Below are 24,573 nucleotides of genomic sequence, written 5' to 3' on the forward strand. Positions count from 1 at the left end.
TTACTATATATTAAAATGAAATTTATACTAAATTCGTGATGGACAAACTACCATTTCTAAAAAAAATAAGAAATTGGCCCACCTACGAAAGAAATAAGTAAGATATAGAGAAAGATTTATATAATGTAAAGAAGAAAAGTGCAACATAAAAAACTACATGCTAATTGTTGGGAGTGTTTAACAATTGGCATGTAGTTCGTGGATTAGTCCTTTATTTACATTGATTTAATTTTTCAAGGGTTGTTTTAGGTAAGATTGGAATTGAAATAGTGAAAGTTGTACCATCTTCATTACTAGTCATTTTTAATGTGCCGTTATGATTTTGGATGATTTTTTTTGTTACTGACAAGCCTAGTCCTGTTCCCGAATCCTTCGTTGAGAAGAATGGATCAAAGATATATTCTTGAATAGCTGGATGAATACCAATTCCATTATCTGTGAAAGTAATCCGAACGAAGTTATTAAGGCGATAACTAGTAATTTGAATAGAAAGAGGTTTGTCGCCTTGAGCATCGACGGCATTTTGAAATAGATTTAAAAACACTTGAACAAGTTCATGTCGATCAATATTGACTAAAATATCATCTAATTCATTAGAGAAGTTATAATCAATTGAAATATTATGCAAGGAGACTTCACTAGCTAGTAACTGTTGAATATAGTCACGTAAAAATGTATTGATGGGAAACGGTTCTCTTGTAAATTCCCGTGTTTTTGAAATGGCTAAAAATTTTGTAATAATATTATTTGCACGATCTAATTCAGGGATAAGCAAGTTTTTAAATAACTCTTTATTTGATGGAGAAATGCTTTCTTGTAAAAATTGTAAGTATCCTCGTACTGTTGTAAGAGGATTTCGTACTTCGTGTGCAATTCCAGCTGCGATTCGCCCTGCTAACGAAAACTTCTCAGCATCACGTTCTGTATTTAAATAATGAAAGACACTAATAACTCTAAAAATCTCCCCGTTATAATCGCGAATAATTCGGTTATTTATAATGCCATAGTTTTTGTCTAAAACTTCTTCATTATATATTTCTGTTCCCGTTTTTAATGTTTCAATTGCTTTAATTTTTTCTTCCGGCAAGTTTAGTAATTGTTGAATCGGTTTTCCGATAATATCATTTCGTATTACACCGAAATCATCTGCAGCAACTTGATTACATAAAGTAATATTCCCTTTACTATCGATAAAGGTTACATGATGTGAAAAGGCATCAAAAATATGTACAAAGTGTTTTTCAAGTTGTTCAAATAAAAATAATGAATCACAAGTAAGTTGAAAATGAGCCTCTTTATTCTCTTTTGGTATTTCTTGAATGGAATGAGTCGTTCTAGTTTTCTTTATTCGTAAACCAATATGTGGATTTTTGTATGTGAAATGATGTGGTAATTGATTCACAAGTTCTTCATAAAAACGTACTTTATTTTCTAGTTCTTCAATTCGTTTTTCATGAGATACAGTAGCATCGTTTGGAAGCATAAATAAATAACCCCTCATTTTAAAAATTCTTCCATATAGTATATCATATTTTTATAAGGATACTCTTAAAGAAAAGGCTACATGATGCAAAGTGTTTGGAAAGTGAATTGAAGATGAAGTTAAAAGGGAGGGGTATATGTGCTGTTTATTGGAGTGACAGGATGGGGAGATCATGATTCTTTATACATAAATCCCTATGAAAATAGAAATAAATTACGAACATATAGCGAGTATTTTCCTATTGTGGAAGTGGATAGTTCATTTTACGCAATGCAACCTGCACGAAATTATATAAAATGGGCAATGGAAACGCCGAAAGATTTTTCTTTTGTCGTAAAAGCGTATCAAGGAATGACAGGACATATGAAAGGTGAAATTCCTTTTTCTACGTTCGATGAGATGTTTGATGTGTATAAACAGTCTATTCTTCCTTTAATAGAAGCTGATAAATTAAAAACAATTTTATTTCAATATCCACCATGGTTTGATTGCAAAAAGAAAAATGTAGATTTTCTTCGATATACGAAAGAAAAAATGGAAGGTTTACCATGTGCAATAGAATTTCGAAATCAAACATGGTTTTATCCAGAAATGAGAGATAAGACGTTACAGTTTCTAGAACAGGAGAAATGGATTCATACAATTTGTGATGAACCACAGGCTGGGATAGGTTCTGTGCCACTCGTGTTAGAGGTTACGAATTCAGACATGGCATTAATACGTTTTCACGGTCGAAATGTTCATGGTTGGCTTGATAAAGGGGAAAATTGGAGAGCGGTTCGCTGTTTATATCGCTACAACAATAAAGAACTGGAAGAATGGGTTGAACGACTAGAGCAATTAAAAAAGAAAACAAAGGATATATACGTACTGTTTAACAACAATTCAGGTGGGGATGCAGCAGATAATGCGAAACAGCTTATGAAAATGATGAACATTACATATGGTGAGCCGAAGCCGGAGCAATTAAATTTTTTTGAATGATAATAAACAAGAAAGGCACTGTACAAACAGGGGGAATGTACAGTGCCTTTCTATATGAAAAAGAGGGGTAACAATGTTACTGAGCGTTTGGTTGATTCATCAATTGTTGGCTTCATAATAAATGATAATGGTTATCATTATCATTGTCAATGGTTTTTCTAAAAATATATAAAAAACTTTGTGTATTTTAAATAGAGATAAAAAAAGAACAGCGATTAATGCTGTTCTTTTCCATTGACGAATTGTTGTAAATCAAAAGGAGTTATCGCTTGGATAAATTCTTTTGAGATAAGTGTTTGAACGAGAGTGCTCTCAGAGATAGAAGCACCTGTTTTCTTTTCATAAGCTTGTTTTAATAAATCAAGTTTTTCAGCCGTTTCTTTTGGTAATTCAATTGTAAGTGTGTTCATAATTTCTCCCCCTTATTATTAGAGTACCACTACAGTATAGGAGAGACAAGAAAAGAGCATATGAAATATAAAAAAGGTTACCAAATTTTAAAATGGTAACCTTTTTTATGTATAAGAGTTATTAAGCAATACCGATATACTTTAAAGTTTTTGATGGAGTACTGTGATCAAAGAAGTGTTGTAAAAACGCAATATCAACACCTGATTTGTATGCACAATAACCCCAAGTTTTTCGAAGTGTATGTGAGCTAATCCCTTCTAATCCAACTTCTTTTGCGGCTTTGTTTAAAATGTACCATGCATGTTGTCTCGTAATAGATTTTGTTCCTTTTTGAGATTTTAACAATGGTTCATTACGTTTCCAAGTTTTACGTTCTTTCATGTAGTCTTCGATTGCGTGCTGTAAGTCTTCATTTACAGCAAACCATTTATGTTTCTTCACTTTTTCATTGTAAAATAAAATGGAATGGCGAACATTTTCATTTTCATCGATTACATCACTAACTTTTAATTGTAAGATTTCACTTACTTTTAAGCCAGAATTTACAGCTAATACGAATAATAAGCCATCACGTTTCGAAGATTGTAAAAGTATATTTTTGATAGTTTCTAATTGTTTTTCATTTTGAATAGGTTGTCCTGCTTGTTTCATTTCACGCACTCTCCTCTTTTATATGTGTAAAGGAAAGGATTAACTTGTTTCTTACTATAAAGGGAGAGTGTGAATTTCATGTGAACTCCTAGTGAAATTAAGACAAATTATTTGACTTCTTTTACTTTTTGTAAATTGAAATAGAATACAACACTGTTAGTCGTATTATACACACCATACTCGGCATGATGTAGGTCTAAAATATTTTTTACAATAGATAATCCGAGACCGGTACCTCCAGTGTGACGGCTACGTGATGCATCTAGACGATAGAAGCGATCCCAAATTTTTTCAAGACTTTCTTCAGGGATAGGGTTTCCTGTATTTTCGATTTCGACTTTTACGGTATCTTCTGCTTCTATAATGGAGACTTGTATTTTTTCTCCCTCTGGTGTATAACGAATTGCATTACTTAGTAAGTTCACAACTACTTGCTCAATGCGACTGCGATTTGCTGTAACAAGTATAGAAGGGTCTGCATCGACGTTCACTTGTAAATGTTTTTCTTCCATGCTAAATAATAATTTTGTGTAGACTTGTTGCGTTAATTCACCGATTGAGAACGTCGTCATATCTAGTTTGTAAGTACCAGATTCCAACTTTGCTAATTCTAACATTTCAACAATCAGCCTGTTCATATTTTCTGTTTCTTCTAAAATAACATCAGTATAATACGAAGTATCCTTACTAACACCATCTTTAATTCCTTCTGCAAAACTTCTAATTACACTTAGCGGTGTTTTTAATTCGTGTGATACGCCAGAAATGAATTCTTTTCTTGTTTTTTCTAATTGACGTTCACGTTCAATATCTTGTTGTAACTTTGTATTAGCAACATTTAATCGATCGATTCGATCTTTTAAATTTACAGATAATGTATTGATACTGCCAGAAAGTCCGCCAATTTCATCGTCAGCTGTAACTGGTAATTTCTCACTAAAATCAAAATTAGCCATTTTTTTCGTAACACGATTCATTTTAATTAATGGCTTTACAATGATTTTTGAGTAGTAGAAGGATAACAAAATAATAACGAGAAACACGATGATTAAGGCATAGACATAATAATCTTTTAAAACGAGCATCGCTTCATTAACAGGCTGCAAAGATGCTATCGCAAAAGCGTATTCTGTAATCCTTCCATTTTCTGTAATCGGTTTTACAAAGATACTATTTTTTATATTTTCTCCGCCATCTAATATGAAAGTACTTAATTGGTTCGAGTTAGAAGTGCCCTCTCTAATCATATCAGCAAAATATTGAACGGCTTGTAATGTTTCAATATCATTTGCAAGGCGAACCTCAGCTTTGGATGGGAGCTGTAACTTAGTTATAACACCTGTAAAGACGATTCGAGTTGTAGATTTGTATCGGCTCGCAAGTCTATTCTTAGAAGGATTTCCATTAATTGATTGAAAATCCGAATAGAAATGTTCGTTTTGCCATTGATTATAATTCGTTCCTAATTTTTGTGGTGTGATTATATTATTCTCTTGCACGACTCCATCAACATTGATTATTACATCTTTTTTTAAACCTAAATTTTCGAATTTATTATATTCTTCTGGTGTTAAAAGATTATTGAGTGGAATGGAATACTGTTTATTATTGTTGGGATTAAATACATCGATATAGTAATTGTTATCACTTTTAATAATACCGTTAGAATCTAAAAACTGCATATCGGCATTTGTTTTATCATGAAATTCTTGTTTTAGTTTTCTAACCTTCTCATAACTTTTATCACTTTTATCATAATTATCTACGAATTTTTCAAAAGCAGTTTGGACTGTTTTTACTTTCTTATTAATATAAAATTTCTCTAAAAATAGAGATTGTCCTAGGAAAAAAAGTAGGAATATGATTGTAAATAAAGTGGATGTTAATAAAAATAGTTTAAAGACGATACTTCTGTTTTTCACTGCGTCACCTCTTATGAGAAATACTGTAAATGATTTCTTTATCCCGCTTTAACGGGCAATAAGACTCCCACTTCAAAATTCGGCGAATACAAGGGAGTTAAGTGGGAGATCAATTGCCCGTAAAATCCGATTGGTTCAACTAATAATCAGTGGGGGATGGAAAAACCCCCCACTGATTAAAGTTTCACTTTATTATAACAAACGTTACAAGAAAGTAGAGGGGAGAAATCTGTCTCTTTATAAAGTAGTTATTTATAAAAAGTAACATAAAAAGAACTCGCCAGACGTATGACAAGTTCTTTAGTGTACTATTGTTGAATTGCTGCATCTAAAGCGATTTCAATCATTTCGTTAAATGTAGTTTGACGCTCTTCAGATGTTGTTTCTTCGCCAGTGAAGATGTGATCGCTAACTGTTAATACTGATAATGCATTTACACCGTATTTCGCTGCTAATGTGTAAAGAGCAGTTGTTTCCATTTCTACTGCTAATACACCGTAATCTCCAAGTTTTTTAACCATGTCCATGCTTTCACGATAAAACACATCTGCTGTTAAAACGTTACCGACACGAACGTGTAATCCTTTTTCAGTTCCAGCATCATAAGCTTTCTTTAAAAGGTCAAAGTTTGCAGCTGGTGCAAAATCAAATCCTGGGAATGTTAAACGGTTCATATTAGAATCAGTACAAGCCGTCATTGCGATAATAACATCACGAACTTTTACATCTTTTTGAATTGCACCGCAAGTTCCAACGCGAATTAAATTTTTAACTCCGTAGCTTTGGATTAATTCGTTTACATAAATAGAAATAGAAGGAACACCCATACCTGTACCTTGAACAGATACACGTTTTCCTTTATAAGTTCCAGTGAAACCTAACATACCACGCACATTATTATAGCAAGTAACGTCCTCTAGAAATGTTTCAGCGATATATTTTGCACGTAATGGATCACCAGGTAATAGAATAGATTCAGCGATTTCACCTTGTTTTGCTTCGATATGTACACTCATAAAAAAGTCCTCCTTATAATGTATTGATAGAAATCAATATCATTTGCATTATACACTACGAATCCTTTCAATTAAAATCTTTTTATTATTTGTAATATGTACAAAATAGGAGGATTTCATAAATCATAATCTAGAATATATATCTTAAGAAGTTTTGTATGAATAGAGACAATAAAAATGGTAGGTGATGTTTTGAAAAATCTTGTCATTGGGCTTATTGCGTTAGTACTTATTGTGGCAGGAGGATTTTACATAAAAAAATATCAAGAAAACGAAGAGACTGTAGGAGATGTTCAGGAAGTAAAGTGGGATGTTTCGAATGGAAAGGGAAATGAGAAAGTAGATATTGTATTTCAGTTGTTAAACAACAAGAATAATGAAATTCGTGGTGTAAATGATCAAATGCGGGCAGTGATTGTAGATGGACAGTTAAAAAACATACAACAAATTAAACCCACATTTGCAGGGAACGGGTCATATAAGTTATCTTCCAAAATAGCGAAAGACGAAGAATATACAATATTTTTATACGAAGACAAAAATAAGTCCGTAGAGTCATTCGCTAGGAAGAATTTTGGTAGAACCAAAGAGGAGAACAATAAGAAAAAAGTGAAATTTCCAATCGACAGTGTACTTACAAAAAAAATAGGAGAGTATGAAGTTTCTCTTTTATTTGGTGCATTACATCCGAATGAACCAGTTACGTTAACATTTCAGTTTCAAGCGAAAAAGGGTGAAAAATTGAAATTGCATTCAGAGAGAGGAGAAGTAGAGTCACTCTATATAGTGGATGAAACGAAGGAGAATTTTTTATACGCTATGCCTGTAGATACGGATGAACAATTACAATACCGAATTACATTTCCTGCCGAGGGCACGTATAAAATGTGGGGGAATTTCTATATAAATGGTAAGAAGTATGAAAAAGAATTTATTGTACAAGTTCAAAAAAGAAAAAACAGCTAAGAATTTAGCTGTTTTTTCTTTTTCCTATTAATTTTGTTACAGAGAGCATTGTAATTGGTAAAGAATGATTCTTCCTAAATGCTAAATATTTACCGCTCCATGCTGGTTTATATTTTTCTTTAAAATGTCGTAATCCGCTGAAACTATACGTATAACGAACGTTATTAAAGATTGCAGCAGCCACTCGTTCAGACCAGAAAGACTGTGTGGATAAACCAACATTTGAAAGTGGTGCCATACCGATATTAAAGGAGTGGTATTCATTTTCTTTTGCCCACTGGAATAAGTGGATGAAAATTGCGTCCATAATGCCGCTAGGCGCATCTGGATAATATCGCATTAAATCGACAGATAATGATCCGTTTTGATATACAGGCATGAATGTTGTGAATGCAATAATTTTTCCATCCGAATCAGATAATGTTGCGATAGGAGCGCGACTAATATATTCACGATCGAAGTATCCGAGTGAAAAACCTTTCTCTTTTTTTCCACCAAGCCATGCATCTGAAACTTTTCTTAACTCTTCATATAATTCGTCGGAGAAAGGTGGCTCATGAATAGAGAATGTATAGCCTTCTCTTTCAAAACGGTTGAAAGTAGCTCGCATGCCAGCGCGTTTCTTTCCTGTTATTGTAAAGGTATTTAAATCAACAACAGCTTCTTCACCAAGCTTAAAGAAGTTATAACCAAAATCGTGGTATAAACTCATCCATTTACTTTCAATTTGATAGAATACACAAATGTATCCAAATCGATCAGCCTCAGCTAAAAACTCTTGCAATACAGTACGATAGGAGGAAGGGTCCCCAATTGGATCACCTAGTACAATAAGTCGTTTTCCAGTTATTGAGAAGAGAATGAGTGCTTTTCCATCACTACTGAAAAAGAACTGTTTATCTCCTAAAAAACCTAAATGACTAAGTACATTTCCACCATGTTCATCTAAGAAGTTTTGTAATCGTTTATCATTAGCTGGTTGCCCGGGAAATTCATTTCGATAACGATTTGCAATGAGTGAACCAATTAGTAAAAAAGTAGGAACAAAAAAGGCAGCTGCTAATGCACTTCGTTTCACTTGTGTAATATTACGAACGACAAAATCAGGTTTGAAAGCTTCTTTTGCACCTGCAAATAAAATACCTAAGTTTTTATATAAATATAACGTTACAAGTAGGAATATAAAAACTTTTACGATATCGGAAAGTGAGACTTCCATTTTCTCACGCACAAACCTTTTACGAAGCATATACAATACAGCGAGTACGATTAATAAAATAAAAGTTTCTTCAACATCAATTCCTTTTAGTGTGTTAAAAATAGCCGCTCCAATTAAAGAAACAATCGTCATATAATAAGAACGTTTTGTTCCGTAATATATCCCCCGCGAAAGAATGAGGAGGAGAATACCGAATGTTAGCGATAAGCTAAAAGAAAATTGAATAAGATGTTTTGGAGCTAGAATATGTAAGGCGTGTGCCCGATTTATACTTGTCGGTAGAATGGTTGATAAAATAACCATTAAGCCAGCAAATACTGTTAAAGCAGCAGATGCCCAAGAACCTAACTTTCCTAGAAAGTCACGCTGCAAAGTCCATATAACACCAGTTGTCTCTAATGCAGGCGCAATAAAAGGTTTATCTTCAAACTTTTTAATGGCTACTCCTGTCATTTCAAAAGCTGCAAAAATGAGACCAAGGCAGAAGGGCAAGATGTAATAGACGAGACGATATAATAACATAGCAGGGAGTAAAACACCTGTATCGATGCCGTATTGCCCAAGCCCAGTTAAGAAGACAAGATCAAATGATCCAAGGCCACCAGGAACAAGACTAACGACACCAGCTAAAGCAGCAATAACATATACGCCTAAAAACTTTTGGAATTCGATTTCAATGCCAAATAATAGTAATATGACGTACATAACAATACCAGCAGATACCCATTCGACTAATGAAACTAATGAGTATAAAACAGTTGGGTTTTTCTCCTCTTCTTCTTGTTCCTCTGTTTGCGTCGCTTTTCTATTTTTTAATTTAGAAAATCCGATATATATAGGGACGAAAAGAGCGAAGAAGATAAGAACAGGCCATAGCCATGGTTTTTCATGCAAAATAAATCTCGTGTCTAATATTCCGATGAGACCAAGAAATGAAAGAATGGCTAATCCATTAATAAAGGCAGTTGTCATCCAAGCGATACTTTTAATAAGTTTTCCATTTTCTTTTATATATGGACGATAAAGCATTGTGCGTACGCCGGCTCCAACAAGACCACCAAACCCGATAAATCCATTTAAAGTATTAGCAATCCACGAGATACGGAAAATCTTTTGGACAGGGATATCAGCTTTTAAGTAACGAAGCATAACATAGTCATAAAAGAACATTGTTGATACAGCGAATGCACCAAGTGTAATTGCTAAAAAGACTCCTCCAGTTGGAATGTTTTTAATTGTATCAATCGCTTCTAAAAAAGAAATGCCCGCTAATTCTTTTTTTGCTTGAAAGAATACAATTGTTAATACAACAAATGGGAAGACAATTTTCCCGATTTGTAAGAAACGTTTCCATGAAAACGACATAAATACAACTCTCCTTGTATAAGAAAACTGAGACAATAATATTATTATGACAAACTTCAAGAAAAATAAAAAGGTAAATTCCTGTATAGGCGAGCTATTTTTTATATAGGTATATTTAAAAGAATATTTTGTTTGTCAGAAAATTAAGTTAGAATAAGATGAAAGAGGGGGAGGGTAGTATATGATTATAAAAGGTTACGTAGGATATGAGTTAGAAAAAGCGAAACCTAATACATCAGAAGATTTTTTTAACAGATCTGAAGTGACATATATATTAAATGGTAAAGAGAAAACTTTTTCGGTTTTATACGTTCGATATTTTGAAGAAGTTTTACAAGAAATTACTCCTTTTGAAGGAAATCCAGTGTATAAAGTAGAAGAACAAAACATATATTTGCGTGATATTGTAGCGATATGTTGTTTAGTGAAAGATAAGGAGCTTCGTGCGCAAAAACGTTTGTATTTAAATAATATGGAAGAATTTCAACAATATTTTGATGAGGGAACGGTGTCGAAAGTACAAGAAATATTGGCTGAATTACATAAAAATAAAAGAGTAGAAATAGCGTGAAATGGCAAAGGAGAGAGAAAAATGTCTAATTTGATGGTTGAAAATCAAACAGAACAAGTTTCTATATTTTTAGAAGATGCTATTAATTTGATAACCAATTATGTAAATTATCATACGTTACCTTCTTTATTAGAGGAAACACCAGCAGGGAATGAGCAATATTATAAAGGGGTATTAGCATCAATGAGACGACTTCTCGTTTTTTGCGAAGAAGGACAGGATGCATGTTTTGTTTTGTTGAATAGCCAGCCATTTCGAAAAACAGCAGCTGAAAAAATTTTATATAAGATTTACCATCAAGTAATTGCAGAGTTTTTTTCACCGAAGAGTGATCATTGGTATGAAAATAGTCGGTCTGCATATACAGGGAAAAATTCTATCGTTTTTCAACAAACACCACCTGCATCTTTGGAGCAAGTGATGAAGAGTTTAGAAGGTAAATTTCAATTGATGCGTGAAGAACTAGAATATTATGAGACGGATTATCAGACAAAGATGTTACACAAATATTGATTGAGGAAAAGAAGCTAAGGTTACTTAGCTTCTTTTCCTTTTGTACAGTTATATAAGGGATTTTCATTGAATATAGTTAAGTGGATAGCATTAGGGAGGTGCAACATGAATCAGCAAGGTGTATTTACAGATTACTTTCATGAAGTAGAAAATTGGTGTGAAAGTGTTCTTCACGTATTAGATAGCCGCGCAATGGAAGTGTATGATGTCCATATGCTTGCCTATAAAATTCAGACGTTATTAGAGCGTATGAAAGAGCATGAGTATGAAACAGATGCAGAGTTTATGTATGAAATAAGCGATGATGTAGAACATATTCAGCATCACTTGCAGGAAGTATTTATGCAAGAAGAAGAGGAATATGAATTATATGAAAGAGGGGATAGTGAACGAGCTGTCCCGATTGGAGGACATACACTCCCGCCATTACCTTATCCGTATAATGCATTAGAACCGTATATTTCTAAAGAAATTATGATGTTACATCATGATAAACATCATCGGAGTTACGTGGAAGGGTTAAATAAAGCAGAGAAGATGATGGAAGAAGCGAGAAAAACAAATAAATTTGATTTAATTAAGCATTGGGAAAGGGAAGCGGCTTTTCATGGGTCAGGTCATTACTTACACACGATATTTTGGAATAACATGAAAAAAGACGGTGGTGGAAGTCCAAGAGGAGCTTTTTCACAACAAATTGAACAAGATTTTGGGAGCTTTTTACGTTTCCAAAAACATTTTACAGAAGCGGCCTCTAAAGTAGAAGGTTCAGGCTGGGCAATTCTCGTTTGGGTACCCCGGTCTGGAAGGTTAGAAATTTTGCAAAGTACACTTCATCAATTATTTACACAATGGGATACGATACCGCTCCTTGTACTAGATGTCTGGGAACATGCGTATTATTTACAATACCAAAATCGAAAAGATGAATATATTAAAAACTGGTGGAATGTTGTAAATTGGCCTGATGTAGAAAAAAGGTTTGAAACTGCGAAACAAATTGAATGGACACCATATTAGACGCAAATTCTCTGCGTCTTTTTTAATGGAAGTAGAAGGAAGATTTCGTTCATATTTTAAAAGGCCAAGCATACACTTGTACAAAAAGTGCCAAAAGGACGTGGGGGGAAATATGAGACGAATTTGTGTAATCATTACGCTTCTTATGATGTATGCAAGCGTTATGCCGATTCCTACATATGCAAAGATGAACAGCAATGTCAGTGCTCGAAATGCTGTATTAATGGAGCAACAGTCTGGTCGTGTATTATACGGAAAAGCAGAACATGAGCCTCAAAAAATTGCTAGTATAACAAAAATTATGACCGCCTTATTAGCTGCTGAATCAGGGAAGATGAAAGAAATGGTATCAGTTAGTAATGAAGCGGTGAGGGTGGAAGGATCGGCAATCTATTTAAAGCCTGGACAAAAAGTGAAGTTAGAAGATTTAGTATACGGACTCATGCTTAGATCTGGTAATGACGCAGCGCAAGTAATTGCTGAAAGTGTGGGTGGGAGTATAGATGGATTCGTATATTTAATGAATCAAAAAGCGAAAGAAATTGGAATGAAAGATACGCACTTCTCAAACCCTCATGGCTTAGATGGAGATGGATCACATTATTCGTCGGCTTACGATATGGCATTATTAACGAAATATGCAATGGGAAACGAGACATTTAAGAAAATCTTTGGAACCAAAACATATAAATCAGATTCTTGGGATTACCCGTGGAAAAATAAACATAAGCTGGTAACGTCTTATTATGAATTTGCAACAGGAGGAAAAACAGGCTTTACGAAGAAAGCTGGGCGAACGCTTGTGACAACGGCATCAAAAGATGGACTAGATTTAATTGTCGTAACTTTGAGTGCCTCTAGTGATTGGGATGATCATATGAATTTGTTTGATAAAGGTTTTGAACGTTTCAAACAAACGAAAGTTTTAGGACAAGGAGCAATTGCTGAAATAAATGAAAAGAAGTATGCCAACCATGTTTATACGAAAAATAGTTTTTCGGTACCGTTAACTGAAGAAGAAAAAAAGAACGTAGTATTAAAAGTTGAACTCCATAAAAGTATAAAACTTACGGATGGAGTAAAGGTTGGGAAGACAGACATTTATGTTGGTAATGAGAAAGTTGGAGAACGGAATTTATTTTATAGTAAACGGAAGTTAGTAGCTACAACGGGACTTTACTGGAATAATGTGAAAGAAATTTTTTCTTACATGATAGGTGTTGGGAACGATGGTTAATCTCGTATGGGTAGCGATGGCTGTCATTGGGATTGTATACGCCATGATAAATGGAACGATGGAAGAAGTGAATAAAGCTGTATTTGACGGAGCAAAAGATGCGGTAACGATTTGTATAGGACTTATTAGTGTTTTAGTATTTTGGCTCGGTTTAATGAAAATTGCAGAGGAAGCCGGATTGTTAAAAAAATTAGTTACACTTTTTATGCCGATAGTAAAAAGGTTGTTTCCAGAAATACCAAAGGATCATCCGTCTATGGGATTTATTCTATCAAATATGATGGCAAACTTTTTTGGTCTAGGTAATGCAGCAACCCCTCTTGGTATTAAAGCGATGGAACAACTGAAAGAGTTAAATGGAGGAAAGGATTCGGCGAGCCGTTCTATGGTGACGTTTCTAGCATTAAATACATCAGCCATTACATTAATTCCTACGACAGTCATTTCCATTCGAATGACGTATGAATCAGCGAATCCTACTGAAATTGTTGGGGTAACATTTATTGCACAAGTACTTTCTATGATTGGAGCAATTTGGATTGACCGCTATTTTTACCGAAGAAGGAGTAGAAAGGGGCGGAAAAAATGAGTATTGTAAATACAATTTCCTTATGGGTAATTCCTTGTGTAATTGGTTTTATCCTTTTATATGGCACAATAAAGAAAGTACCGACGTATGAATCGTTCGTTGAGGGAGGAAAAGAAGGGATTCAAATTGCAATTTCCATCTTACCGTTTATGGTTGGAATGCTTGTGTCTATTTCTATATTCCGGTCTTCAGGTGCATTAGACGCAATGATATCGGTAATGAAGCCAATGTTAGATTTGATCCATGTTCCAGCAGAAATTGTTCCACTAGCACTTATACGCCCTATTTCAGGCTCTGCTGGTTTAAGTATTACGACCGATTTAATTGCCACATATGGGCCAGATTCGTTTATTGGGAGATTGGCTTCTACGATGCAAGGGAGTACAGATACGACTTTCTATATTTTAACTGTATATTTTGGAGCGGTTGGGATCAGAAAAATGGGGGATGCACTAAAAGTAGGACTTTTTGCAGATTTAATCGGGATTATATGCTCAATTGTGTTCGTTTCTTTATTGTTTCAGTAATACTATTCATTTTTTACGCTATTTCGCTTATAATACGTATACGACCACTATTAAGGTGTAGCTTAATAGTGGTTTTTTTATGTGGTATTTTTGACAAAATGATGAACTTTTATTGTGAGAAATATGAAAAATATGGACAATAATAAAGGGTAAAAACATGATTTGACCTTTATATGTTTATTATCATCGCTATGTTGTTTAAGTAAGATGAAGCGAATAGCCGTAAAGCGTATGCGGTTGCCAAGTCTTTCTAATGTAAGGTAAGATAAATTCGAGGTGAAAAAAAGAAATGGAACGATTACAAAAAGTGATTGCGCAAGCAGGTATTGCATCGAGAAGAAAGGCTGAGGAATTAATTCAGCAAGGAAAAGTGAAAGTTAATGGAAAAATAGTGAAGGAGTTAGGGACAAAAGTAACTCCTCAAGATAAAGTAGAAGTAAATAACATCCCTCTTGAAAAAGAAGAACCTGTTTATTTTTTACTATATAAACCAACTGGCGTAATTTCAAGTGTATCAGACGATAAAGGAAGAAGTGTTGTAACGGACTTTTTCCCGGAAATTACACAACGTTTATTCCCAATCGGACGCTTAGATTATGATACGTCTGGCGTATTATTAATGACAAACGATGGGGACTTCGCAAACGTATTAATGCATCCTAGATATAAAGTTGAAAAAACATATGTTGCAAAAATAAAAGGGCCATTAACAGGTGAGAAAATTCGCATGTTAGAACGCGGTGTTACGTTAGAAGACGGTAAAACAGCACCAGCACGTGTGAAAATTATTTCTTGGGACAAGCGTAAAGAAATGGCTATTGTACAATTAACAATTCATGAAGGACGTAATCGTCAAGTACGTCGTATGTTTGAAGCGTTAGACTGTAAAGTAGTGAAATTAAAACGTGAACGTTATGCTTTCTTAGAAGTAGGAAGCCTGCGACCTGGTGATGCGAGAGAATTGACACCACATGAGGTGAAACAATTACGCGCGCTTGCTTCTACAAAGCCAAGATAAGCTATAGAGTTAAAAATTCACCAGTGGAGTGCTCTGCTGGTGATTTATTCAATACAACATTTACAGAAGATAATACATAACATTTATCGAGGAGAGGAGAAGTAATATGAAGAAAAATCGCTTATTATTTCGCGTTATTATTCTACTCATTTTATGTGGTGCTGTAGGATTTACCCTTTATCAAGGATTCTTTGCTAATAAAGAGAAAATGCAAATCGGAAAAGAAGCACCTAACTTTGTTGTGACGGATTTAGAAGGGAAGAAAATTGAACTAAAAGATTTAAAGGGAAAAGGTGTATTTTTAAACTTTTGGGGCACGTGGTGTAAACCTTGTGAAAAAGAAATGCCTTATATGAATGAATTATATCCAAAGTATAAAGAAAAAGGTGTTGAAATCATAGCGTTAGATGCAGATGAAACGGATATTGCAGTAAAGAACTTTGTGAACCAGTATGGTTTGAAATTCCCAGTTGCCATTGATAAAGGACAAAAGATTATAGGAACATATGGAGTAGGTCCATTACCGACAAGCTTTTTGATTGATAAAGATGGAAAAGTAGTGGAGCAAATTATAGGTGAACAAACGAAAGAACAGTTAGAAGGGTATTTAAAGAAAATTACTCCGTAATAAAGAAAGCCTTTACATAAGGGGTGCGTGTCTATAGTGCCTCTGGTTTAAAAATTCTGAGTATTGCGGTAACTTGAGGTTAGAATATACAATAGTACATATAGATACAGGGGCGGTGAGAGTGTTGAAAGAAATTAAATGTGAATGTGGACATGTTAATCCGATAGGAACCGTTTTTTGTGAAGCTTGCGGGAAACCATTTGAAAGCAATGAAAATACAAAACTATTGGATATGCGCTATGAGGGGAGTGCACGGAGATCTCTCACGCAGACAAAAACGATAATCGATAAAATTTGGAGCTTTTTCTCTTCTGTAAAAGTGGGTGTATGGCTAATCGTAATAACTTTAGCTGCATCAGCGATAGGAACTATTTTTCCGCAAGAAATGTACATAACTCCAGGGATTGCACCAGCTGAATATTATAAACAAGAATACGGATTTTTAGGACAATTATACTATCAATTAGGGTTTAATAATTTATACGGTTCATGGTGGTATATGATTTTGATTGCTTCTATCGGTATTTCACTTGTGATATGTAGTTTAGACCGTGTTATTCCACTTTATAAAGCTTTAAAAAAGCAAGGCGTAAAAAGACATCCTAGCTTTTTAAAGAGACAGAGATTATATGGGACTGGTACACCGCAAGAAGGTGACCTGGAAAGAGTGCAAAAGAATTTAAAGAAAAGAAACTATAACGTGAAAGTGGAAGACGGAAACGTTTTAGCAGAAAAGGGACGCTTCTCGCGTTGGGGTCCATATGTAAATCATATCGGTCTTATTATCTTTTTATTCGGTGCGATGCTTCGTTTTTTACCGAGTATGTACGTAGACGAAGCACTTTGGTTACGTGACGGTGAAACGAAAGAGATACCAGGGACGGATGGACAATACTACTTAAAAAACGAGAAATTTATAAAAGAAGTTTATGATAAAAGTAAGGACAAGGAAGTTTTTGATGAAGCGATTGATCGTGTAGGCGATAAAATGATTGCGAAAAACTTCCAAACGAATGCCGTATTATATAAAGCAGTAGGAGAAAATATAGCAGGACAAAAACCGAAATTAGAAAAAGTAAAAGAAGCGGAAATTCGAGTGAATGAACCACTGAAATTTGATCAATTTGCAGTGTATCAAGTGGATTATAAAGAAAGTGAATTTAAAAGTATGTCCTTTAACTTACAAAATAAAGAAAATAATCAAAAGTGGGGACCGATTAAAGTAGATTTAACGAATCCTAAGGAAAAATATGATTTAGGAACTGGTTATTCTCTAGAACTATTAAGCTATTTTCCTGATTTTTATTTTGATGAGAATGGAAAACCAAATACGAAAACGAAATTACCAAACAATCCTGCATTTGTATTTAAAATGTTTACACCTGAAACACCAGATGGTGAAGTGAGTTTTGTTGGTATTCAGCAAAATATAGAACCAGATGGAAACAACAAATATAAAATGTCGTTTGCAGGTGTTGAAATGCAAAATGCAACAGCACTTACTGTAAGAAAAGATTTAACGCTTTGGATTCTCGGCATTGGAGGATTTATATTTATGGTTGGTGTCATTCAAGGTATGTATTGGAATCATCGCCGTATTTGGATACAACGTGTTAATGATGAATGGTGGATTGCAGGGCATACAAATAAAAATTGGTTCGGTTTAAAGAAAGATATTGAAAGAGTAATAGAAGGTACAGCAATTCCACAGCCAAATGATAAAGTAATTGATAAAAAAATTAGTTAAGGTGGGGAAACGATATGGTGCAAATAAGTAGTAACTTTCTCTTTACCGCATTTATTTTATATTTAATTGCGACTCTATTTTTTGGGGGAGCCATTAAAGAAAAGGGTCATAAATGGGCAAATGTAGGAATAACGATTACAATTTTAGGGTTTATAGCACAAACAGTATATTTTGTTACAAGGTGGATTGCATCAGGGCATGCGCCAGTTAGTAACTTTTTTGAATTCGGTACATTTTTCGGCATGATGCTTGTAGGAGCATTTATTGTCATGTATTTTATGTACCGTGTAAGCATAATCGGACTATTTGCATTACCAGTTGCGCTTTTATTAATTGCCTATGCAAGTATGTTTCCGAGGGAAATATCTCCGCTTATTCCATCTTTAAAAAGTAATTGGTTACATATTCACGTGACGACTGCAGCAGCAGGACAAGCCATTTTAGCGATTAGTTTTATTACAGGCGTTATGTATTTATTGAAAAATGTAGATCAATCGACGAGAAGTAAACGTACATTTTGGCTAGAGACGGTAGTATTTACACTTGTTTGTACAGTTGGATTTATTGGAGTAACAACGGTATTTTCTAGTATGAAATATGAAGCGAAGTTTCAATGGATTGATAAAAATGAACAACAACTGGAAATGAAGTACAATCTTCCGGCTTTAGTTGGACCGCATGAAGGGAAGTTACTGACAGAAAATAAATTAGAACCGGCAGTTGAAGTTCCAGCAATTGTAAATGCAAAAAAATTAAATACTGTTATTTGGTCAGTGTTAGTTGGAACATTACTGTATATTGTATTAAGACTCGTTTTACGGAAGCGAGTATCGGCGGCACTTCAGCCGTTAGTAAAGAATACGAATAGTGATCTACTAGATGAAATCGGATATCGATCTATTGCAATTGGATTCCCAGTTTTCACATTAGGTGCATTAATTTTTGCGATGATTTGGGCTCAAATAGCGTGGACGCGCTTTTGGGGCTGGGATCCGAAAGAGGTTTGGGCACTTATAACGTGGCTCTTTTATGCTGCAGTACTACATTTACGATTATCTAAAGGGTGGCATGGGGAGAAATCAGCTTGGCTTGCAGTAATTGGTTTTGCAATCATTATGTTTAACTTTATTGTAGTAAACTTAATTATTGCCGGTTTACATTCATATGCATAGAGAAATAAAATAGGAGAGTGCATGTCACTTTCCTATTTTATTTTTGTCAACTTTTCTTCTTTTTTGAGAAAAACATGACAAAGTAGCGGTTGATTTTGTAAAATGATGTCGAGGACATTATATACAGTTCAAAAAAAATACATAGTTTTGGAAAAAAATTGAACAAAATTTATTATTCTTGTGAAGCATAATATGGGAAGTGAAACATTTAGAAGATTGCTTAAATAAACGAGAATAGCGCAACATAATAGTTAAAGAAGGGTAGGTGTGAACCGCTGAGGTGAGAGTACGCAGCGGGTAGAGATGGAAAATGAATCAAGAATTTTAATTGTAGATGATGAGGATCGTATTCGTCGTTTATTGAAAATGTACTTAGAAAGAGAACAATATACGATTGAAGAAGCAGATAATGGTGATACAGCTTTAGAAATGGCGTTGCAAAATGATTACGATTTAATCTTATTAGATCTTATGATGCCTGGTAAAGATGGCATTGAAGTATGTAAAGGGGTTCGTGAGAAGAAAGCGACACCAATTATTATGCTGACAGCAAAAGGTGAAGAAGTAAATAGAGTACAAGGATTTGAAGTTGGAACAGATGATTATATTGTAAAGCCGTTTAGTCCACGTGAGGTCGTGCTACGTGTGAAAGCGGTATTACGTCGTGCTGTACCAACAACATTCTTTACACAAGATACAACGACAAAAGATGTTACTGTATTCCCTCACTTAACAATTGATAACGATGCACACCGTGTTACTGCAGATGGCAATGAAGTAAACTTAACGCCGAAAGAATATGAGTTACTATTATTTTTAGCGAAAGCTCCTGATAAAGTATTCGATCGTGAGCAGCTGTTAAAAGAAGTATGGCAATATGAATTCTTCGGAGATTTACGTACAGTTGATACACATGTAAAGCGTTTACGTGAGAAGTTAAGCAAAAAATCACCAGATGCAGCGAAAATGATTGTTACTGTTTGGGGTGTAGGTTACAAATTTGAGGTTGTGAACGACTGATGCTTTGGAGAAGTGTAGTAGGGAAGTTATGGATGACCATATTACTTCTCGTTTCGTTTGTTCTTGGATTTGTTGCGATTTTACTTTCACAATTTTTTAGAACGTATTATGTTGATATGAGTGAAAATAGACTTCAAAAAGTCGCAACAAGTGTTACGGAATTAATTGAAGAAGGTGCCGATGTAAAAACGATTGAGAACATCGCGTACAAATTCTCTGATCCACTTTCAAGGATTATTATTGTAGAAGATGGCAAGGAAATCTCTTCTTCACCGAAACAAGAAGGGTTAGTCACCCTTACAATGGATAATTTAAAAGAAGATAAAGAATTAGCCGCTGTTTTTACGGACAAAAAAGAAATTAAGAACAACATTAGAAAAGCTTCTGATAGTAGAAAGAATAAAAGCACTGAAAATGATATTGTGATCGTTGGGAAACCAGTGCAATCAAAAAATCAAAGCGCAGTGTTCGTATATGAATCTTTACAAGTGCCAATAAAAGATATGGAGAGAACGACTGATTTCATTTTCTTAGCCGCTGGGATTGCGATTATATTAACAACTTTCTTTGCGTTCTTCTTATCTACTCGGATTACAGCACCGCTTCGTAAAATGCGTGAGGTTGCTTTTGAAGTGTCACGTGGGAAATTTGATGCAAAGGCTCCTATGGTATCTCAGGACGAAATTGGTGAGCTGGCAACGGCCTTAAATCAAATGGGTAAACAGTTGAAGTTTAATATGAATGCTTTGCAGCAAGAAAAAGAACAGTTAGCTAGTATTTTGAGTAGTATGGCAGATGGAGTTATTACGTTAAATCAAGAAGGTGAAGTCGTAGTTATTAATCCACCGGCTGAACATTTCTTACAAGTTTGGCAAGAAGAAAAAGAGATAGAGTTAAGTAAAAAATTACCTTCTGAACTTGTGGAACTATTCCATCTCGTTGTAGAAAGCGAGCAACAACAAGTTGTTGAAATTAATTTACAAAAAGGGAACTATGTAGTTCTTATGACACCACTTTACAATCAAACGAAAATTCGTGGGGCTGTAGCGGTACTGCGAGATATGACGGAAGAACGTCGTCTTGAGAAAATGCGTCAAGACTTTATTGCGAATGTATCACATGAACTTCGTACACCGATGGTCATGCTGCAAGGGTATAGTGAAGCGATTTTAGATGATATTGTGCAAACGAAAGAGGAAATAGATGAGTTTGTTCAAATCATTTATGATGAATCCGTTCGTTTAGGTAAACTTGTAAATGAATTGTTAGATTTAGCTCGTATGGAAAGCGGTCACGTAGAGTTACATATTGGTGAAGTGGACATACATCCGTTTGTGGAAAAAATTGGTCGTAAATTCCAAGGGATTGCAAAGGATAAAGAAGTTGAACTAACAGTTGATTTCCGGAATCAGATTGAAGAATATGCGTTTGATGCAGATCGGATGGAACAAGTGTTGACGAACTTGATTGATAACGCAATTCGTCATACGAATGCGGGTGGACATGTAACGCTTGTAATTGATACGAAAAATAATGGCCTCATTTTTGAAGTACAAGATTCGGGTGTAGGCATTCCAGAAGAGGATATTCCATTTTTATTTGATCGTTTCTATAAAGCTGATAAAGCAAGAACACGTGGGAAAAAGGGTGGAACAGGACTCGGGCTTGCAATTGCGAAAAATATTGTTCAAGGCCATGACGGTAAAATTTCTGTATCAAGTGTTGTTGGAGAAGGAACTACATTCTCTGTATATTTACCGAATCGTATAATTTAGATATGCTTTTTTAAAGTTGATAATGAATAAAGTTCTGCTGTTTTTTATTTTTTTGTAAACTCAATTAAATAAAGAATGGTAGAACTTTTTTCTATCTTGGTCGAATTAAAAATAACAAGAGAGGTGCTGTGAAGAAATGAAATTATATACAAAAACAGGAGATAAAGGAACGACAAGTGTAATAGGTGGCAGGGTTGATAAAGATGATATCCGTGTGGAAGCGTATGGAACAATAGACGAGGCAAATTCTCATATTGGATATGCAATGACTAAGGTTCAAGGCAAGGCTTTTAGAGATATTTACAATGAGCTCGAAAATATTCAACATGAACTATTTGATTGCGGAGGAGACTTGGCAATAGTGGAACAAAAAATTCCTTATAAAGTGACAATTGAGATGGTTGAAAGTTTAGAAAGAAAGATTGATTTATATATAGAAGAAGCCCCGCCATTAGAACGCTTTATTTTGCCAGGTGGTAGCGAGGCGGCGGCTACTATTCATATTGCACGTACTGTTGTAAGGAGAGCAGAACGCTCTATAGTATCATTGCAAAAAGAAGTGAAAATAAATGAAGTTGTCTTAAAGTATGTAAATAGATTATCTGATTATTTGTTTGCGATAGCTCGAGTAATAAATGCCCGATTACAAGTGAAAGATGTGGAGTATAACCGTAGTGCATTAGTTTTTCGTGATAAGAAAGAGAAGGAAGTGGAGTAATTCACTTTCTTTTTTTGTATACTTTTTTCTGTAATATACCAAAATAGAGAAGGTATGGTGGTAATTAGAAAACGGAGGATGTATATGAAAGTTTTAAAATGCGGCGTCATGTTATTGAGTATACTGTTTGTATCTCAATTACATGTTTATGCAGAGGAAAATCGATGGACATGGCCTGTTGAAGGTCAGATAAGTGATTATTTTGGGACAAGGCATGGAAAACACTATGGTATTGATGTAGCTGCGCCGATTGGAACGCCTGTGGCAGCTATTCAAGATGGTAGGGTAACGAAGTCTTATTATTCAAGTAGTTATGGAAATGTTGTATTTATTAAACACGGAGAATATGAGGCTGTATATGCACATTTAAATAAGAGGTATGTGGGGCAGGGAGATTATATTTCCAAAGGAGAAAAAATTGGAGAAGTAGGGAACACGGGAGAATCGCGAGGTGCACACTTACATCTAGAACTTCATCAAGGAAGATGGACGATGGCGAAAAAGAATGCGATGAACCCATTGCTTGTTTTAAATGAACAAAGAAATGAAGTTGTTTCTTCATCATTATATGTCGTACAAAAAGGGGATACTTTAGTTAGTATTGCACGGAAATTTAGTATGACACTTAAGGAAATTAAAGAAAAAAATGGATTGCAGCAAGAGCTAATTTATCCTAATCAACAATTATATGTTAAGTGAAGGAAACATCTCAAAAATTAAACTTTGAACAAATTTATGTTCTTCTTAAATAAGGTTCAATGTAAATGAAATTATATGGGCGCTTTTGCTAGAACTATTGAGTGAATTAGAGCATCTATATCTAAAAGAAAACCGTCCCAAAATTTATTTTGGGACGGCTTCTTTTACCAAAAAATAAAGACACATATAAATCCAGAAATAGCTAAATAGCTATATAAGTAAAAAACTTTTGTTCTTGTTTTCTCTTTTGTTCGAAACAGTACGATAGTCGGTTCAATTAAACCGATTGTCAAACAAAGTAGGCCAAGAAGCATACAACCAATCGAGATAGAATACAGGGCGATTTGTGGTGCTTGAAATGGAATCATCCATTTTAATAAAAATGCAATAAGTGCAGTGTAACAAATACTACCGATGTATTTATTCAGTGGTGTATTAGAACGAAAACCAGGAAGTTTTTTTAAGAAAGAGCGGGAAACAACTTCTGTTTGTAAAGATGTATGCTCTTCAATAATTTTTTGAGCTTCTTTTCCTTTTTGAAAAAGAGATAAGATCCAATTTCGCTCACCCTGAAAAATAAATTGAGAAGTTGTCAAATAGTGATCAATCTTCACTTTATTCCAACTCTTCCACGGATGACGCTCACACAATTTTAATTTACTTTCTGTTTTTTTATCATACTGATAAATACTGATGCCATCTTCATCGAAAGTAGCATAGTATGTCTCGTTTGAGAATGTGCCTAAATCAATTGGGCAGTAGAAAAGTAATTCTTTTTTTAAGTAAAAGTATTCTTTTCTTAAGTTTTTTTTCATTGCTTCTCGAATAGAATGTCTCTTGTCTTTTTTCATGACATTTCCTCCATAACTCAGAAAATGTTCTTATCTTAACAATTCAATATCTTATCACTTTTAATTATATATGACTAGGTAATTCAAAAGAGAAATGCCGAATAATAAAAAATATGGATTGTATTGTAAAATATCTCGCAATTTATTTTTTTGTTACGAAAAATAAATAACTAATTTTAAATAAGTTACAATTTTTTAGTTCACAATGTTATGAGGTTGTTGTATAATGAAGGGGAAAATAGAATATCGGTCTATCTTCGGGGCAGGGTGAAAATCCCGACCGGCGGTGATGAACTATTTATGATTTTGTTCTAAGCCCGCGAGCCGTTAAGGCAGGATTTGGTGTGATTCCAAAGCCGACAGTATAGTCTGGATGGGAGAAGATGGAGGTTCAAGCGTTCAAAAAAGATATGGATTTGAACGTCTGTTTGATGTGCCTTAAATTCTCCCTTTGTGTAAAACACAAAGGGT

The 24,573-nt window shown here is 34.4% G+C and carries 23 protein-coding genes and 1 riboswitch; of the genes, 16 read left to right on the forward strand and 7 right to left on the reverse strand.

Annotation, left to right across the window (positions count from 1 at the left end; all coding sequences use genetic code 11):
* Nucleotides 1–211: 211 nt before the first annotated feature.
* Complete coding sequence (locus tag N2V80_RS07350) at nucleotides 212–1,483, reverse strand: ATP-binding protein (RefSeq protein ID WP_000937241.1); 1,272 nt, start codon at nucleotides 1,481–1,483, stop codon at nucleotides 212–214.
* A gap of 138 nt (nucleotides 1,484–1,621) precedes the next feature.
* Between N2V80_RS07350 and N2V80_RS07355 the strand changes: the two genes are divergently transcribed.
* On the forward strand, nucleotides 1,622–2,467 hold the full coding sequence (locus tag N2V80_RS07355) for a DUF72 domain-containing protein (protein WP_000897354.1): 846 nt from the start codon (nucleotides 1,622–1,624) through the stop codon (nucleotides 2,465–2,467).
* A gap of 215 nt (nucleotides 2,468–2,682) precedes the next feature.
* Here the strand turns inward: N2V80_RS07355 and N2V80_RS07360 are convergent, their stop codons facing one another.
* From N2V80_RS07360 to deoD, 4 genes are all read right to left on the reverse strand, one after another.
* Nucleotides 2,683–2,877, reverse strand: a complete 195-nt coding sequence (locus N2V80_RS07360) for a DUF3924 domain-containing protein (protein ID WP_001094860.1) — start codon at nucleotides 2,875–2,877, stop codon at nucleotides 2,683–2,685.
* A gap of 121 nt (nucleotides 2,878–2,998) precedes the next feature.
* Entirely contained in the window at nucleotides 2,999–3,529 is a 531-nt protein-coding gene (locus N2V80_RS07365) for a tyrosine-type recombinase/integrase (RefSeq protein WP_000806236.1), read from the reverse strand.
* A 107-nt stretch (nucleotides 3,530–3,636) separates the two neighbouring features.
* Nucleotides 3,637–5,451: a sensor histidine kinase gene (locus N2V80_RS07370; protein ID WP_061654653.1), complete on the reverse strand. Its 1,815-nt coding sequence runs from the start codon at nucleotides 5,449–5,451 to the stop codon at nucleotides 3,637–3,639.
* A 308-nt stretch (nucleotides 5,452–5,759) separates the two neighbouring features.
* Entirely contained in the window at nucleotides 5,760–6,467 is a 708-nt protein-coding gene (gene deoD, locus N2V80_RS07375) for a purine-nucleoside phosphorylase (protein ID WP_000110707.1), read from the reverse strand.
* 177 nt (nucleotides 6,468–6,644) lie between these two features.
* Here deoD and N2V80_RS07380 point away from each other — a divergent pair, with 177 nt between their 5' ends.
* A complete protein-coding gene (locus N2V80_RS07380; RefSeq protein WP_000232610.1) occupies nucleotides 6,645–7,433 on the forward strand; it encodes a hypothetical protein in 789 nt (262 codons plus the stop codon).
* Between the two features lie 4 nt (nucleotides 7,434–7,437).
* Here the strand turns inward: N2V80_RS07380 and mprF are convergent, their stop codons facing one another.
* A complete protein-coding gene (mprF, locus tag N2V80_RS07385; RefSeq protein ID WP_000010893.1) occupies nucleotides 7,438–10,017 on the reverse strand; it encodes a bifunctional lysylphosphatidylglycerol flippase/synthetase MprF in 2,580 nt (859 codons plus the stop codon).
* A 181-nt stretch (nucleotides 10,018–10,198) separates the two neighbouring features.
* Between mprF and N2V80_RS07390 the strand changes: the two genes are divergently transcribed.
* The 14 genes from N2V80_RS07390 to N2V80_RS07455 all read left to right on the forward strand — a co-directional run bounded on the left by N2V80_RS07390 (nucleotide 10,199) and on the right by N2V80_RS07455 (nucleotide 23,251).
* On the forward strand, nucleotides 10,199–10,588 hold the full coding sequence (locus N2V80_RS07390) for a hypothetical protein (RefSeq protein ID WP_000584363.1): 390 nt from the start codon (nucleotides 10,199–10,201) through the stop codon (nucleotides 10,586–10,588).
* A gap of 21 nt (nucleotides 10,589–10,609) precedes the next feature.
* Nucleotides 10,610–11,101, forward strand: coding sequence for a YpuI family protein (locus N2V80_RS07395; protein ID WP_000067556.1), 492 nt, complete (start codon nucleotides 10,610–10,612; stop codon nucleotides 11,099–11,101).
* Between the two features lie 105 nt (nucleotides 11,102–11,206).
* Nucleotides 11,207–12,121: a superoxide dismutase gene (locus N2V80_RS07400; RefSeq protein WP_001075739.1), complete on the forward strand. Its 915-nt coding sequence runs from the start codon at nucleotides 11,207–11,209 to the stop codon at nucleotides 12,119–12,121.
* Nucleotides 12,122–12,233: 112 nt separating this feature from the next.
* Nucleotides 12,234–13,358 (forward strand): D-alanyl-D-alanine carboxypeptidase family protein, encoded by a 1,125-nt coding sequence (locus tag N2V80_RS07405; protein WP_001252636.1) that lies wholly within the window; start codon nucleotides 12,234–12,236, stop codon nucleotides 13,356–13,358.
* Complete coding sequence (spmA, locus tag N2V80_RS07410) at nucleotides 13,351–13,947, forward strand: spore maturation protein SpmA (RefSeq protein WP_000247811.1); 597 nt, start codon at nucleotides 13,351–13,353, stop codon at nucleotides 13,945–13,947. Before N2V80_RS07405 ends, spmA begins: the two co-directional genes overlap by 8 nt.
* Entirely contained in the window at nucleotides 13,944–14,474 is a 531-nt protein-coding gene (spmB, locus tag N2V80_RS07415) for a spore maturation protein SpmB (RefSeq protein WP_000029514.1), read from the forward strand. Before spmA ends, spmB begins: the two co-directional genes overlap by 4 nt.
* Nucleotides 14,475–14,763: 289 nt before the next feature.
* The gene (rluB, locus tag N2V80_RS07420) at nucleotides 14,764–15,492 is read left to right on the forward strand and encodes a 23S rRNA pseudouridine(2605) synthase RluB (RefSeq protein ID WP_000440556.1); all 729 of its coding nucleotides are present in this window, start codon (nucleotides 14,764–14,766) and stop codon (nucleotides 15,490–15,492) included.
* Nucleotides 15,493–15,598: 106 nt separating this feature from the next.
* Complete coding sequence (gene resA, locus N2V80_RS07425) at nucleotides 15,599–16,120, forward strand: thiol-disulfide oxidoreductase ResA (protein ID WP_000742194.1); 522 nt, start codon at nucleotides 15,599–15,601, stop codon at nucleotides 16,118–16,120.
* Between the two features lie 121 nt (nucleotides 16,121–16,241).
* Nucleotides 16,242–17,867: a cytochrome c biogenesis protein ResB gene (gene resB / locus N2V80_RS07430; protein ID WP_000910547.1), complete on the forward strand. Its 1,626-nt coding sequence runs from the start codon at nucleotides 16,242–16,244 to the stop codon at nucleotides 17,865–17,867.
* 14 nt (nucleotides 17,868–17,881) lie between these two features.
* Nucleotides 17,882–19,039, forward strand: coding sequence for a cytochrome c biogenesis protein ResC (resC, locus tag N2V80_RS07435; protein WP_000250081.1), 1,158 nt, complete (start codon nucleotides 17,882–17,884; stop codon nucleotides 19,037–19,039).
* Nucleotides 19,040–19,342: 303 nt separating this feature from the next.
* Complete coding sequence (gene resD / locus N2V80_RS07440; RefSeq protein WP_000426861.1) at nucleotides 19,343–20,059, forward strand: DNA-binding response regulator ResD; 717 nt, start codon at nucleotides 19,343–19,345, stop codon at nucleotides 20,057–20,059.
* A complete protein-coding gene (resE, locus tag N2V80_RS07445; RefSeq protein WP_000964697.1) occupies nucleotides 20,059–21,834 on the forward strand; it encodes a sensor histidine kinase ResE in 1,776 nt (591 codons plus the stop codon). The genes resD and resE overlap by 1 nt, the downstream gene beginning before the upstream one ends.
* Nucleotides 21,835–21,970: 136 nt before the next feature.
* Nucleotides 21,971–22,552, forward strand: coding sequence for a cob(I)yrinic acid a,c-diamide adenosyltransferase (locus N2V80_RS07450; protein WP_000781278.1), 582 nt, complete (start codon nucleotides 21,971–21,973; stop codon nucleotides 22,550–22,552).
* Between the two features lie 84 nt (nucleotides 22,553–22,636).
* Entirely contained in the window at nucleotides 22,637–23,251 is a 615-nt protein-coding gene (locus N2V80_RS07455) for a peptidoglycan DD-metalloendopeptidase family protein (protein WP_000866120.1), read from the forward strand.
* Between the two features lie 164 nt (nucleotides 23,252–23,415).
* Here N2V80_RS07455 and N2V80_RS07460 read toward each other — a convergent pair whose 3' ends face one another.
* On the reverse strand, nucleotides 23,416–24,102 hold the full coding sequence (locus N2V80_RS07460; protein WP_000710837.1) for a hypothetical protein: 687 nt from the start codon (nucleotides 24,100–24,102) through the stop codon (nucleotides 23,416–23,418).
* Nucleotides 24,103–24,351: 249 nt separating this feature from the next.
* A riboswitch (FMN riboswitch) is annotated at nucleotides 24,352–24,491 on the forward strand.
* Nucleotides 24,492–24,573 lie beyond the last annotated feature (82 nt).

Source organism: Bacillus sp. FSL W8-0640, assembly GCF_038007725.1.
Taxonomy (GTDB): domain Bacteria; phylum Bacillota; class Bacilli; order Bacillales; family Bacillaceae_G; genus Bacillus_A; species Bacillus_A cereus.